General features: G+C 36.1%; 7 protein-coding genes. 5 read left to right on the forward strand and 2 right to left on the reverse strand.

The window, feature by feature from the left end:
- Positions 1-4 precede the first annotated feature (4 nt).
- The 3 genes from OPR48_RS03780 (at position 5) to OPR48_RS03790 (ending at position 9,847) form a co-directional block, all read left to right on the forward strand.
- Positions 5-8,518 carry a DNA-directed RNA polymerase subunit beta/beta' gene (locus OPR48_RS03780; RefSeq protein ID WP_265025465.1) on the forward strand — a complete coding sequence of 2,838 codons (8,514 nt, stop codon included), beginning with the start codon at positions 5-7 and terminating at the stop codon, positions 8,516-8,518.
- Positions 8,519-8,750: 232 nt separating this feature from the next.
- Positions 8,751-8,906: a hypothetical protein gene (locus OPR48_RS03785; protein ID WP_265025466.1), complete on the forward strand. Its 156-nt coding sequence runs from the start codon at positions 8,751-8,753 to the stop codon at positions 8,904-8,906.
- Positions 8,891-9,847 (forward strand): IS5 family transposase, encoded by a 957-nt coding sequence (locus OPR48_RS03790; protein ID WP_265025467.1) that lies wholly within the window; start codon positions 8,891-8,893, stop codon positions 9,845-9,847. Before OPR48_RS03785 ends, OPR48_RS03790 begins: the two co-directional genes overlap by 16 nt.
- Before the next feature lie 652 nt (positions 9,848-10,499).
- On the opposite strand, the gene dusB is transcribed toward OPR48_RS03790, so the two are convergent.
- Positions 10,500-11,471, reverse strand: a complete 972-nt coding sequence (dusB, locus tag OPR48_RS03795) for a tRNA dihydrouridine synthase DusB (protein WP_265025468.1) — start codon at positions 11,469-11,471, stop codon at positions 10,500-10,502.
- Between the two features lie 28 nt (positions 11,472-11,499).
- A complete protein-coding gene (locus OPR48_RS03800; RefSeq protein WP_265025469.1) occupies positions 11,500-12,822 on the reverse strand; it encodes a Ulp1 family isopeptidase in 1,323 nt (440 codons plus the stop codon).
- Between the two features lie 143 nt (positions 12,823-12,965).
- Between OPR48_RS03800 and serS the strand changes: the two genes are divergently transcribed.
- Positions 12,966-14,243: a serine--tRNA ligase gene (serS, locus tag OPR48_RS03805; protein WP_265026622.1), complete on the forward strand. Its 1,278-nt coding sequence runs from the start codon at positions 12,966-12,968 to the stop codon at positions 14,241-14,243.
- A gap of 34 nt (positions 14,244-14,277) precedes the next feature.
- Positions 14,278-15,549, forward strand: coding sequence for a phosphoribosylamine--glycine ligase (gene purD, locus OPR48_RS03810; RefSeq protein ID WP_265025470.1), 1,272 nt, complete (start codon positions 14,278-14,280; stop codon positions 15,547-15,549).
- Positions 15,550-16,253 lie beyond the last annotated feature (704 nt).

The following is a 16,253-nucleotide window of genomic DNA, read 5'->3' on the forward strand; positions in this document are numbered from 1 at the left end:
TTTAATGGTTGATTCTTCTTATATGTACGCTTCTGGTGCTTTTGTTCCTAGAGTTTCTTATTCTAGGTCGATTGATTTAAAAGATTCTTTATTGGATTTGGTTAAGGTTCAAAAAGAATCGTATAATTCATTTGCTCCTAAGAATAAGGGTAATGAAAGACTTGAAGTTATCTTTCATACAATCTTTCCAATAAATGATCCTTTGCGTAGGGCTACTATTGAGTTTATAAGTTGTATGGTAGATGATCCTAAGTATGACGAATCTGAGTGTATAAAGCGTGGTGTAACTTTTTCTGCTCAGGTTATTGCTTCTATACGTTTTGTTGTTATGCAGGATGGTATTTCTCTTGATGAATATAAATCGATTAAAGAGAGTGGAGATCATTCTAAACTTGCAACCGTTGTAAAATCTATAGAAGAGCAGAAAGTCCACTTTTGTGGGTTGCCTATGATGACTGATAAGGGCACTTTCATCATTAATGGTGTGGAAAAAGTTATCGTCTCACAAATGCATAGGTCTCCTGGTGTATTTTTTGATAGCGATAAGGGAAAAACTTACAATTCTGGTAAATTGATCTATTCTGCTAGAATTATTCCTTATAGGGGTTCTTGGCTTGATATTGAATTTGATGTTAAAGACCATTTGTATTTTCGTGTTGATAGAAAAAGAAAATTGCCAATCTCAGTTTTATTAAAGGCGTTGGGTCTATCAAATAATGATATACTCGATAGATTTTATCAGAAAATAAAGTATGTAAAACATAAAGATGGTTGGAAAGTGCCTTTTGTTCCTGATAAATTTAAAGGAGTGAGGCTGCCTTTCGACTTAATGGATATTGAAGGTAATGTGCTGCTTAAAGCTAACGTTCGTATTACCTCAAGACTAGCTAAAAAGCTATATGATAATGAATTAAAAGAGTATCTGGTTCCTTTTAATTCTATATGTGGTTTATTCCTCGCAGAAGATTTAATGGATAGTGCTAGCTCTACGAAAATTTTATCTGCTGGTGAATCTATAAAGCTGGAAGACATAAAGAAGCTTGAGTTATTGTCTGTGGATGAAATATCAGTATTGAACATAGATAATGTATCTGTTGGACCTTATATATTAAATACGCTTTTCTTAGACGAAAACATGTCTTATCAGGATGCGCTATATGAAATATATAGAGTTTTGCGTCCTGGTGAAGTTCCTGTTTTAGAGATAGTAGAGGAGTTTTTCCGTAATCTTTTCTTCAGTCCGGAATATTATGATTTGTCTAACATTGGTAGGTTGAAGCTTAACTCTTACCTTGGATTAAATTATGATGAGGATTTAACTGTTTTAACATATGAAGATATTATTGAAATTGTAAAAAAAATAGTATTGTTACGTGACGGTCAAGGATCTGTAGATGATATTGATCATTTAGGAAACAGAAGAGTAAGATCAGTTGGAGAGTTTATAGAAAATCAATTTAGAACTGGGTTGTTGAAATTGGAACGCGCAATAGTTGATTCTATGTCCACTTCTAGTTTAGATAAAGTTTCTCCATCTGATTTTATTAATCCAAAAGTGTTAACTAATGTCTTAAGAGATTTCTTCAATTCTTCTCAATTATCTCAATTTATGGATCAGACTAATCCGTTATCTGAAATAACACATAAAAGAAGGTTGTCCGCGTTAGGTCCTGGCGGTTTAACAAGAGAACGGGCAGGATTTGAAGTGCGTGATGTTCATCCAACTCATTATGGAAGAATTTGCCCTATTGAGACTCCTGAAGGGCAAAATATAGGGTTAATCAACAGCTTAGCTATATACGCGCGTATTAATAAATATGGTTTCATTGAAAGTCCTTATAGAAAAGTAGTTAATAGGGTTGTTACTGATCAAATTGAGTATCTGTCTGCTATAGATGAAGGTTTATATTATATAGCTGATACCAGCGTAAAGCTCGATGAAAATAATTGCTTTGTTGATGACATGCTATACTGTAGATATGCTGGTAGTTTCATTATGGTAAGTAGTGATCAGGTGAGTTACATTGACGTATCTCCTAAGCAGGTAATATCAGTTGCAGCTTCCTTGATTCCATTTTTAGAAAATGATGATGCTAATAGAGCATTAATGGGCTCAAATATGCAACGTCAGGCCGTACCTTTATTGAAGCCTACCGCTCCTCTGGTTGCTACTGGTATGGAGTCTTTTGTAGCTTCTGGCTCTGGTGCTGTAGTTTTAGCAAAACGCGATGGCATAGTTGATAGTTCTGATAGTAACTCTATAGTTATACGTGCTTTTGATAAAGAAAGGGTTAACTACTTGGATGTAGATATTTATCATCTAAGGAAATTTCAGCGTTCTAACCATAATACTTGTATTAATCAAAGACCGCTAGTGTGCGTAGGTGATTATGTTAAAAAGGGTGATGTAATAGCTGATGGTCCTGCAATTAACAGTGGTGAGTTGGCGCTTGGTAAAAATTTGCTAGTCGCTTTTATGTCTTGGCAAGGTTATAACTTTGAAGACTCTATTATTATTTCTAGTGAAGTTGTTAAAAAAGATCTCTTTACTTCTATTCATATAGAAGAATTTGACTGTGTTGTACATGATACCCCTTTAGGATCAGAAAAAATAACTCGTGCTATACCTGGTGTTAATGAAGAAAATCTATATCACTTGGATGATAGTGGTATAGTGAAAATTGGTACAAGAGTTGGTCCAGGCTATATTCTGGTAGGTAAAGTTACACCTAAACCTTCTCTTTCATTGCCTCCTGAAACGAAGTTATTAATGACAATTTTTGGTGAAAAGTCATTCGATTGTGCGGATTCCTCTTTATATACATCTCCAGATGTTGAAGGGACAGTAATTGATGTACAAGTCTTTACACGCAGGGGGGTTGAAGAAAATGAAAGGGCATTACTCATCAAACAAAAAGAGGTAAATGACTTTGAGGAAGAGCGAGATTATATAATCAATGTTACTAGTGAATATTTCTATGATGAACTGAAGAAACTTCTTATTAATTCTGGTTCTCAAGATCGAGAAAAATTTGACTCTATTGAACGTGAGCAATGGTGGGGTATAGGATTAAAAAACCAATCCATTCATGAGCAAGTTAAGAGCTTAAAAAAAGATTTTGATGAAAAAGTATCACATGCAATAGCACAGTTTAAGCGAAAAGTAGAAAAATTACATGAAGGTTATGACCTGCCTCAAGGTGTGTCGATGTCAGTAAAAGTTTTCATTGCTGTGAAACATAGTCTGCAACCAGGGGATAAAATGGCTGGTAGACATGGGAATAAAGGTGTGATTTCTCGAGTTGTGCCAGTGGAAGATATGCCTTATTTGGAAGATGGTACTCCTGTTGATATTATTCTTAACCCTCTTGGTGTTCCTTCACGAATGAATGTAGGGCAAATACTGGAAACGCATGTAGGTTGGGCTTGTAGAAAATTAGGGGAAAGGGTAAGTAATATTCTCGATGAGATCAATAAAATCAAAAGTGCTTTTTGCAAGGGAATTAGGTCCCTTAACGATGATAATTTTACACAATTTGCAGTAGCATACCTTGACAATAAAAAAATTGAAAATATTGATGATGATGAAATAATGGCTTCTGTTTTAAATACACCTAATAAGAATGCACTAAATGACGAGTTGAATGCGTTAGTAGAGAACTATTTGAACTCTTGTAAAAGTTCATACAGCAATTTACGTAATTTCCTGATTGAGGTTTATAGCTATGGTAGTAACGTATCTATCTGTAATGATATTCGTAATATTAGTGATAATAATCTCATTGAATTTGCACGTAAATTACGTGATGGCGTTCCTGTTGCTGCACCTGTATTTGAGGGTCCAAAAGATGAACAAATAGCAAAATTATTTGAACTTGCTGGTTTGGATAACTCTGGACAAGCTGTATTATATGACGGTTGCAGTGGTGAAAAATTCGACCGCAAGGTTACAGTTGGTTACATGTACATGCTTAAGTTGCACCACTTAGTTGATGGTAAAATTCATGCGCGTTCAGTAGGGCCTTATAGTTTGGTTACTCAACAACCTCTAGGAGGAAAATCTCATTTTGGTGGTCAGCGTTTTGGTGAAATGGAATGTTGGGCATTACAAGCCTATGGTGCTGCTTATACTTTGCAGGAAATGTTAACTGTGAAGTCTGATGATATTAATGGTAGAGTTAAGATTTACGAGTCGATAATAAAAGGTGACAGTAATTTTGAATGTGGAATTCCTGAATCCTTTAATGTGATGATAAAAGAACTACGTTCTTTATGTTTAAATGTAGATTTAAAGCAAAATGATGTAGTGATTGAAGATATATCTCACACTAACATTGCACAACCTTTTAATGAGGTTAGCATATCGATTGCTAGCCCTGAAAGTATTAAGCGTATATCTTGTGGTGAGATAGAAGATGTTTCAACTGCAAATTATCGTACGTTCAAAGTTGAGAAAGGTGGATTATTTTGCCCTAAGGTTTTTGGCCCTGTCAATGACGATGAGTGTTTATGTGGAAAATACAAAAAAAGAAGACACAGGGGTCGCATATGCGAAAAATGCGGAGTAGAAGTTACATCTTCTAAAGTAAGAAGAGAAAGGATGGGTCATATAGAGCTTGCATCTCCTGTTGCTCATATATGGTTTTTGAAATCGCTTCCTTCAAGAATTGGAGCATTATTGGATATGTCTCTCAGAGATATTGAGAATATTTTACATAGCGATAATTATATCGTGATAGATCCTCTTGTTTCGCCTTTTGAAAAAGGTGAGATTATTAGTGAAAAAGCTTATAATGAAGCTAAAGATAGCTATGGGATCGATAGTTTTGTAGCTATGCAAGGTGTTGAAGCTATAAGAGAGTTGCTAACGCGCCTTGATTTACATGAAATTAGGAAGGATTTAAGACTAGAATTAGAGTCTGTTGCTTCTGAGATAAGAAGAAAGAAAATTATAAAGAGATTGCGTATTGTTGAAAACTTCATTAAATCTGGAAATAGGCCTGAGTGGATGATACTTACAACTATACCTATTTTACCACCTGATTTGCGTCCTTTGGTATCGCTTGAAAGTGGTCGTCCTGCAGTTTCTGATCTGAATCATCATTATAGGACTATTATTAATAGAAATAACAGGTTGAGGAAATTGTTGAGCTTAAATCCTCCTGAGATTATGATTCGTAATGAAAAAAGAATGTTACAAGAAGCAGTTGATTCTCTTTTTGATAATAGTCGTCGTAGTACTTTGGTAAATAAAGCTGGTGCTGTTGGATATAAAAAGTCCATTAGTGATATGTTAAAAGGAAAACAGGGTCGTTTTCGCCAGAACCTCTTAGGAAAAAGGGTAGACTACTCTGGACGTTCTGTAATAGTTGTTGGTCCAACTTTGAAACTAAATCAGTGTGGATTACCAAAAAGAATGGCTCTTGAACTATTCAAACCTTTTGTTTACTCAAAGCTTAAGATGTATGGTATGGCTCCAACTATTAAGTTTGCTAGTAAGTTGATAAGAGCAGAAAAACCAGAAGTTTGGGATATGCTTGAAGAGGTAATAAAAGAGCATCCTGTTTTGTTGAATAGAGCGCCTACGCTACATAGACTTGGTATTCAGGCTTTTGAGCCAATCCTTATTGAAGGCAAAGCAATACAGCTTCATCCGCTTGTCTGTACGGCGTTTAATGCTGATTTTGATGGTGATCAAATGGCAGTGCATGTGCCAATTTCATTGGAAGCTCAGCTTGAAGCTAGGGTGTTGATGATGTCTACTAATAACGTTTTAAGTCCTTCTAATGGCAGACCGATTATAGTTCCTAGTAAAGATATAGTACTTGGTATATATTATCTGACTTTACAAGAACCTAAGAAAGATAATATACCATCTTTTGGTGCTTTTTGTGAAGTTGAGCATTCTTTGAGTGATGGTACTTTGCATATTCATTCTAGTATAAAGTATAGGATGGAGTATATTAATAGCAGCGGTGAAACTCACTATAAAACTGTTTGTACAACTCCTGGCCGTTTAATATTATGGCAAATTTTTCCTAAGCATGAGAATCTAGGCTTCGATCTAATAAATCAGATATTAACAGTCAAGGAAATAACTAGTATAATTGATTTAGTATATCGTAACTGTGGTCAAAGTGCTACAGTGGCATTTTCTGATAAATTAATGGTACTTGGCTTTGAGTATGCCACATTTTCTGGTGTTTCTTTTGGTCGTTGTGATATGGTTATACCTGAAACTAAAGCTACACATGTTGATCACGCGAGGGGTGAAATTAAGAAATTCTCTATGCAATATCAAGATGGGCTAATAACTAGAAGTGAGAGGTATAACAAGGTTATAGATGAATGGTCTAAGTGTACGGATATGATAGCTAATGATATGTTAAAAGCAATATCTATATATGATGAAAATAGTAAGTACAACTCAGTGTATATGATGGTTAACTCTGGTGCAAGGGGTTCTACTTCACAGATGAAACAGCTAGCAGGAATGCGAGGGCTCATGACCAAACCTTCTGGTGAGATTATAGAAACACCTATAATTTCTAATTTCCGTGAAGGATTGAACGTATTTGAATACTTTAATTCTACTCACGGTGCACGTAAAGGTTTAGCTGACACTGCGCTTAAAACTGCAAACTCTGGATACTTAACTCGTCGTTTAGTTGATGTGTCTCAAAATTGCATAGTTACAAAGTATGACTGTAAAACAAAAAATGGTCTTGTTGTGAGAGCTACAGTTGAAGGAAGTACTATAGTTGCATCTCTAGAGAGTGTTGTGCTGGGTAGAACAGCTGCAAATGATATATATAACCCAGTGACAAAAGAATTATTAGTAAAAGCAGGGGAATTAATTAATGAGGATAAAGTAAAGCAAATCAGCATTGCAGGTCTTGATGCTATAAAAATTAGATCGCCTTTAACTTGTGAAATAAGTCCTGGTGTGTGTTCTTTATGTTATGGAAGAGACCTTGCAACTGGTAAAATTGTTTCAATAGGTGAAGCAGTTGGTGTTATAGCTGCTCAATCTGTTGGAGAGCCAGGTACTCAGTTAACGATGCGTACTTTCCATATAGGTGGAGTAATGACTAGAGGCGTTGAATCCTCGAATATTATAGCTTCTATTAATGCTAAAATAAAGTTAAACAATAGTAATATAATTATAGATAGAAACGGAAATAAAATTGTGATAAGCCGTTCCTGTGAAGTCGTGTTGATTGATAGCCTTGGTAGTGAAAAATTGAAGCATAGTGTACCTTACGGTGCTAAACTTTATGTGGATGAGAGTGGGTCAGTAAAAATTGGCGATAAAGTTACGGAATGGGATCCTTATACATTGCCTATTATCACGGAGAAGACTGGTACAGTGTCTTATCAGGACTTAAAAGATGGAGTTTCGATCACTGAAGTGATGGATGAATCTACAGGAATATCAAGCAAAGTAGTAAAAGATTGGAAATTGCATTCTGGTGGAGCTAATTTACGTCCTCGTATTGTGCTGCTTGACGATAATGGTAAAGTAATGACACTCGCAAGTGGCGTTGAAGCATGTTATTTTATACCAATCGGGGCAGTGCTCAATGTACAAGATGGCCAGAAGGTTCATGCAGGTGATGTTATTACAAGAACACCAAGAGAGTCAGTTAAAACTCGTGATATTACTGGTGGTTTACCGAGGGTTATAGAGTTATTTGAAGCACGTCGTCCTAAGGAGCATGCTATTGTTAGTGAGATAGATGGCTATGTAGCGTTTTCTGAAAAAGACCGTAGAGGAAAACGCAGTATATTAATTAAACCTGTAGATGAACAAATTTCTCCAGTTGAATATTTGGTATCAAGAAGTAAGCATGTAATAGTCAATGAAGGTGATTTTGTACGTAAAGGTGATCTATTGATGGATGGTGACCCTGATCTCCATGATATTTTACGTGTGCTTGGGTTAGAAGCTTTAGCACACTATATGATTTCTGAAATACAGCAAGTTTATAGATTGCAGGGTGTTCGTATAGACAACAAGCATTTAGAGGTGATCTTAAAACAAATGCTACAAAAAGTGGAAATTACTGATCCTGGTGATACTATGTACTTGATTGGCGAAAGCATTGACAAGCTGGAAGTTGATAGGGAAAATGATGCTATGAGTAACTCTGGCAAACGGCCTACTCATTATCTTCCTATTCTGCAGGGGATTACTAGGGCAAGTCTTGAAACTAGCTCCTTTATTTCTGCTGCCTCTTTCCAAGAGACAACAAAGGTACTTACAGAAGCAGCATTCTGCGGAAAGAGCGATCCTTTAAGTGGATTAAAAGAAAATGTTATAGTAGGAAGATTAATTCCTGCTGGTACAGGTTTGATTATGAATAAGATCAGAGCACTTTCACTTTGTGATAATATAGATGAATATGAAAAATATTTTGATATTGAAACTTATGACGAGAAATGGTTGATGGATAATGGTTGTTATTTACACTCTGGTGAGGAAGAGAGCGTAGTGGCATATGATCAGTCGAATTGAGTACAGCTAGTGTGTTTCGTATCAGTTCAGGAGAGTGACAAAATAAGGTAGACAAGGTAGCATAACAAGATAACCAATAAAGTAAAAGTGAGTTTACAACAGATGGTGTCATTCCAGTCTGGAATAACATCATTCTCTTGTCATCCAAGTAGCTGACACTGGTTTCCATCCAAAAGGGCAGTGTCCAGACACTGGGATCCAGAAAAATTTGCTTATTCACAAGCAAACTAGCATGGAAAGTGGTTACAACGTTCTTGATGAGATTACGGCAAGGCTGGATTCCAGTGGGCTTTGTTACATAGCAACCGAAAAAATCTGGTGGCTACTGACAAAATTCATTATAAATAACCATTTAACTGTTGAAGAAAAAATATGCCACAGAAAATGAAAGTCAGTAACCAAAACGAATATAACAAATTCCTTGAAAAAAGGGGAAATATTTTTCGTTACATCGATGAAGCTATCGAAAATTGGTATGAAAATAGTCCAAAAATGCAGGGCGGCAACTATATTTACAGTGATAAAGTCGTAATTTTGGTGCATATAATTGTCAATCTTTTTAGAATTGGTTTAAGACAAACGGTGGGGTTTATAAAAGGATATCTGCAACAAATAGGAAAAAATTTGGCAGTTATCAGCTATTCACAAGCATCAAGAAGGTTTAAAAAACTTAATATTAAGATAAATGATTGCAGGGTTGATAAAAGCAACATGGAAAATATTGAAATTATCATAGATAGCACAAGTATCAGCATTTACAGTAACACTCCTGGCCACAGTAAGGAAAACAGTGCAGATAGAAAGTACCGAAGCTACGAGCAAGTAAGAAAGTTACATGTTATGTTAAGTGTGAATAGTAAAAAAGCTATAGCTGCAAGATACAGTAATGGCGTCTACTCTGACCACTATGGAGCTTGCGATTTGCTTGAAGAAGTTAATTTTCAGCACAAAATAAAAGCATTATATGCAGATAGGGCATACGATAGGCACAAACTTTATAAATTGTGTAAGAAATACGATATAAAGACAAAAGTTCTACCAAAAAAGGATGCAGCAGAACATTCAAAAATAGATTATATGTCTGGCAGAAATGCTGCTATTAGGTTAATAAAATTATACGGTGAAGATGGCGTGAAAGAATGGAAAAAAGAAGTAAATTATGGGAAAAGATCTTATATTGAAGGGTTTTTCTCAAGATTAAAGCAAATATTTGGATTCAGCTTTAGGAATAAATCCGAAGTAAATCGCGAAAAAGAATTGCTGATTAAGTGCTATTTGCTTAATCAATTTACTGAAATTGGTATGGCTAAATTTGAAATGGCTACATGATATTTATCGTAAATTACTACCAGTATAAGGTGCGATGCAACAAAGCCATCCCAGTGTCAAGCGCTGGGATGACACCATTTGTTGTGTTTAACAAAGTTCGTACTTAGCTTCATGTTAGCTACAAACGTTAAGAAATTTACCAAATGAAAAAAAAGGCAAAAGAAGCCCCGTGGTTATTATCCGCTTTAAAATATTGGCGTTTTTTATGTTTTAAACGCTTGACAAGCGAGATTCAGCTGCTTTTAATTGCAACTAACCTACGCTGCAAATGTTTAAGAAATTTACTAAGCAGAAAAAAAGACAAAGAATCCCCGAGTTAGCTAGTCTTTTACTATCTCTGTCGAGTATTGGCATTTTTTGATGTCTTGTAACGCTTTATAAGCGCGTTCAGCTTATTTAGATAAAAATCTAGATGTAGATGAAGTTTTGTAAAGACATACAGTATCTATATACTGCAAAAAATTGAACATAAGACGCCGATACATTAAGTAATCCTTACCTTTTAATCTGCAGATTGGCGAAAGCAAATACAATAGCTTCACTGTTATGATAAGGGGGCTGGCGAGGCTTGTCAAGTAAGTTTTTATGACTTAAAAAGCCAGTGTCAAGCACTGACCACTTTTGCTTCAATATTTGCACATTAGCCACGCCCCTAAACAGATACGTGTGTCTCTTGACCAAAAAAGCCAATAATATTTTCTTTCACTTCTGTGCTATCTGTCATGTTATTTACTCTCACACGAAATTCAGATGAGCATTGAAGCCCGCTACTGTACCAACCTATGTGTTTGCGGGCCACCTTTATCCCCGTGTCATTTCCATAGTACTCAAGAATATTATCGTAATGCTCAAGTATGATGCTTAATCTCTCTGAAGCTGTTAGCTCAGAAGTTTTACTTCCACTGAGAAAGTGCATTGCTTGATTAATCAGCCAAGGTTTACCGTAGGCACCACGACCTATCATCACTCCGTCTGCTCCGGATTCTTTAAGAGCACTTTGAATATCACTCAAGTTTTTAATATCGCCATTTACTATAACTGGAATTCTCACTTGCTCTTTAACATTTCTAACGAATTTCCAATCTGCTTGACCGTTATAGAGCTGCGCTCTTGTCCTTCCATGTACAGTAATCATTTTTGCTCCTAAATCCTCGGCAATTTTCGCAAGTCTCGGTGCATTGCGATTTTCATCGTTCCATCCAGTGCGCATTTTCACCGTAACTGGCACATTCACTGCTTTGACTACGGACTCAATTATCTCAGCGGCTTTTTTCTCATCGCGCATTAGTGCTGATCCTGCATAACCGTTTACAACTTTTTTAACAGGGCAACCAAAGTTTATGTCTATAATTTTTGCACCCATATCCTCATTTAGTTTTGCAGCTTCTGCCATAACATCGGGCTCGCATCCAGCAAGCTGCACAGCAGTTAATTCATCGACTTTTGCTTTTTGCAGACTCTGGCGAGTTTGCATAATCATGGCTCTGCTTGCAATCATTTCTGAGACTAACAAACTTGCACCAAGTTTCTTTACAATACTTCTGAACGGATAATCAGTCACCCCAGACATTGGAGCTAAGATTACCGGGGAATCAATCGTCAAACTTCCTATTTGCAGGGGCATAAGGTTAATGGTAATTCTTCATTGTAAACTATATAGCAACCTGAGCTGTATTCTGCACCCTTGAGGTAAGAGAGGTGTCCGTTCCTGGTGGAAGATCGCACAAAAGCCCGTTTTTTAAATGCTCTTTCCACCCTTCATCCTCCATAAGCGCTTTTGTAAACTCTCTTCTTTTCCCATTCAAATCAAATTTATATTCTGATAACTCTTTGTCAATTTCGTCAAATGATTTGCCTTCGTTGAGCATTTGTGTAATTTTATGAGCATTTTCTAGTGCGAATATGCCACAATTGCAGCCATCGTTTTGCTGCTTAGTTTTAGAGCTTCTTATGTTATCCTTTCCTATTTTCAAAATTTCTTCCAGTGCACTCACTATATTATCGGTATTTATTGGGACGTTAACTAATTCATCTTTCTTGTTCCGACACGTTTGTGCTGTCTCTTTGACATCTTTACTCATTTCTTTTTTTCCTTGCGCATTCAACTCACTAGCTTGATCAGTAAGAGGTGTAACCAATTCTTTAATTTCATTTGCAAGTTCTATTCTCTTACGTTGACTACCAGGACTTGGTAAATCAGCACTAAAAGAATCACAATAATAAGCTCTAAATTGTTTGTTATCTAAGCTGTATGTAACAACTAGCGTTACCCAATGATTACCACCCAAATTAATAACTGAAGTAAATATCCTTTTCGAACTCTCTCGTTCTGCTTTATTTTTATATTCTCTCAACCTTTCACTCAAGGATTCAAGATTACCAGGAATACAGAAGAATACACCATCCGTAAAACCTTCTGAATACTTATATTTAATTCTTGCAATATGAGCAATATCATGTTGCTGCAACCAGTAAGCGTAATTCTTTCTATTTGTCTGATGCACAAGAGTGTCCAAATTTTCATGAAACTCTTTACCACCCAAACCACTATCCAAAGAGCTTCTACGACTACTGTTCCTTGAATCGGGTTCACTGCCTGGTACAATACCACTATCTCTATCAGGAGTTTTCGGTCTTGCTTGCTTTTCTGGAGTCTTGCCTTGCAAATCTTGTAGTTCTGTATCTTTTTCTTCACTCTTTTCCCCCTTTGAAGCTCCTTTTCCATTTCCATTAATATAGTTCTTCGCTAATTTGTATGCTGTTGTAAGAACTACTCCCGTTATAATCCAAATCACAGGATGAGAAATTAGCATAGCAAGTGGAAAGGTCAATAGAGGGGATCCTATTACCGCTCCTAAACAGCCAGCAGCGAATGTGGCTGCTAGGCATACACAAGTAGCGCAGATAACAAATTTCCCACCAGCAAAGTAAGTGCTCTCTTTAAATTGATTATATTTTTCTGTGATGCCCAACATACTATATCCTATGAACGCTAAGTTAATTAAATTTTAACAAATTCTAACAAAAAAATCAACCATAATAATTTTAGTAGTATGAGAAAATATTGAATATTAAGAGCTTTTGAAGTACAGTAATAATGTTAGTAATAGCACAATATATGCACGATATAGAATATATACGCAAAAACCCTAAAGGATTTGAAAAGGCAATGAAAAGCAGGGGGATAAGAGAGTTTACTGCAAAAGAGGTATTAGAAATTGATCACGAGAAAAGGTCATTAACCACTAAATTGCAAGATTTAAATAGGCAGCGCAATGAAATCACAGAGGAAATAAAGAAGCTTAAAATGAGCAAGAGCCCTTGTGAAGAGCAAATAGAGTTGTCAAAAGACATCACGAATGAGATAGAGGCAATTAGCTTAAAAGAGCAAGCAGAAAAGGATAAGTTAGTGAATGTTTTATCTAACTTGCCAAATATTTCTGCGCAAGATGTGCCAATAGGCGCAGATGAGAACTCTAATTTAGAGGTGAGAAGATATGGAGGAAAAAGACAGTTTGATTTTACAGCAAAATCTCATTATGAACTCGGAGAAAAATTAAATTTGATGGACTTCGAACAAGCGGCAAGAATTTCCGGATCAAGATTTGCGATATTAAAAGGACAGTTAGCTAAGCTTGGACGAGCGCTAATAAATTTTATGCTTGAAATGCATGTTAATGAATTTGGCTATACTGAGGTGTACCACCCGACTTTGGTGAAAAACGAGGCGATGTATAACGTTGGTCAGCTACCAAAATTTTCTGATGACTCATATTTAACTACCGATGAATTAAGATTAATTCCCACAAGTGAAGTGGTTTTAACAAATTTAGTTGCTGACAAAATAATGGAAGAAAAAGAACTGCCTATTCGCTTTACTGCATATTCGGAGTGCTTTCGTAAAGAAGCAGGTAGTGCAGGTCGCGATACCAGGGGCATGATAAGGCAACACCAATTTGGTAAAGTGGAGTTGGTAAGCATCACAACTGAAGACCAATCAAATGATGAGCTTGAGCGTATGACGAGTGTTGCTGAAGAGATATTAAAAAAATTAGAATTGCCATACAGAGTAATGCTGCTTTGCAGTGGCGATATGGGTTTTGCTGCACAAAGGACTTATGACATAGAGGTATGGTTACCTGGGCAAAATAAATATAGAGAAATATCAAGCTGCTCAAATTGTGGTGCATTTCAAGCAAGAAGGATGAACGCTAAATACTCTTCAGAAACTGATAAAAAGATAAAAAAATATGTTCACACTTTAAACGGCTCAGCTTTAGCTATAGGAAGAACGATTATTGCCATAATGGAGAATTATCAAAATTCCGACGGATCGATTACAATACCAAACGTGTTGCAAAAATACATGAGTAATGATACTGTTATAAGCAAATAATAATTTTGACATATAGAAAAGCGAGGAAATAAAGATGAAGGTTCTGGTTATAGGTTCTGGTGGACGTGAGCACGCTCTACTTTGGGCTCTAAAAAAATCTCCTATCTTGACTGAGTTATATGTAACTCCTGGTTGCCCGGCCATGGAAGATTTGGGAGTTCTTGTGGATGTAAATATTCAAAATTCAGTAGATGTTACACAATTTTGCAAGAGAGAAAATATAGAGTTGGTTGTTATTGGTCCAGAACAACCAATAATTGATGGGCTTGCTGATGATTTAGTTGCAGAGGGAATAAATGTTTTTGCTCCGAGTCAAGCAACTGCAAAGCTTGAGGGATCAAAGTCTTTCACCAAGGGACTATGCAAGCGATATGGCATACCAACTGCCAAGTATGAGTGTTTTGTTGATGAAGGATTAGCTAAAGATTTTGTACGTAGCAATAAAATAAAGTTTCCACTTGTAGTGAAAGCAAATGGAATTGCGGCAGGGAAAGGCGTGATGATATGTTGCGCAGAAAACGAAGCTTTTTCAGCAATAGATTCAATGCTAGTGGAGAAAAAATTTGGTGAATCAGGTGAAGAAATAATCATAGAAGAGTTTTTAATTGGAGAAGAAGTAAGTTTTTTTGCTCTTGTTGATGGGTTGAAAGTAGTAACTCTTGGGTGTGCAAAAGATTATAAGAGAGTTGATGAAAGTAATGAAAGCCAAAATACTGGAGGTATGGGATCGTACTCATCACCTTCAATTATAAGTAAGGACATGGAGCAAAAAATTATCCAAAAAATAATATACCCTACAGCTCAAGCATTGGTTAACATGGGTACGCCTTATAAGGGAGTACTCTTTGCTGGTTTAATGATTTGTAGAGATGGCCCAAAACTTCTCGAGTATAACGTTAGATTCGGTGATCCAGAAACGCAATCTATATTACCTAGATTTGATTCAAATTGCGATTTGTTAAAATTGATGTTGTCAGCTGCAGAAGGAAAGTTAAATGTCAAAATGGTGGAGCTTAATAACAAATCTACAATTTGTGTAGTTGTTGCAAGTAAAGGCTATCCGGGTGATTATCAAAAGGGAGAAGTAATTAAGGGATTAGATAAAATTGAAAGCATTCCTGGTATATTGGTGTTTCATGCTGGTACTAAATTAGATGAGAGTGGTAATTGGGTTTCAGATGGCGGAAGAGTGCTAAATATAGTAGCAGAAGGGAGCACTATAGAGGAAGCCAAAAGTAAGGTGTACTCAGCATTAAATTTTTTAGAATGGCCAGGGGGTTTCTTCAGACATGATATTGGTAGTTAATGTTAGCTGTCGGTTAGCAGGTGGCTCACAGAAACGAAAAATTTGCTTGACACCCTCCGCCAGCCCCCTTATCATGAGACTGAAGCTATTTATTTATCTTCTCTGTACAGATTAAATGACAAAAAAACTCAACGTATTTGGCGTCTCATGTTTAATTTTTTGCACTATGTGCACCTTATGTCTTTATCAAATTTCTAGGTTTTTACCTACACAAGCTGAAATACGCTTATAAAGCATTTAAAACATCAAAAAACGCCAACTTAAAAAATGGATAGTGAATAACTAGCTACCCTAGGGTTTCTTTTGCCTTTTTTCTGTTTAGTAAATTTCTTAACGTTTATAATTTAGATTAGTTGCGGTTTAAAAGCAGCTGAATCGCGGTTATTAAACGTTTAGAATAAAAAAACGCCATACTTGAAAGTATAATGTAAGTAACTAGCCAACCACGGGGCTTCTTTTGCCTTTTTTTTTATTTGGTAAATTTCTTAATATTTATAGCTAAACGACAACCGTCATCCCGCTACGTGTTAGCGGCTGAGATACCGCGAATGAATCGCGGGAAACCTTTCTTGGGTTAGTTATAGACAGAAAATGCAAGAATTTCAGAATGATCTGCCTGGTTTTTTATCTAAGTAATACCACTCCCTTTAGCCTCTCTATATTTGTTGAACAACTAAAAAGGGGAGGGGAGTGGCTATAAAATA

Origin of the sequence: Wolbachia endosymbiont (group A) of Bibio marci (genome assembly GCF_947251645.1) — a bacterium.
Taxonomy (GTDB): Bacteria; Pseudomonadota; Alphaproteobacteria; order Rickettsiales; family Anaplasmataceae; genus Wolbachia.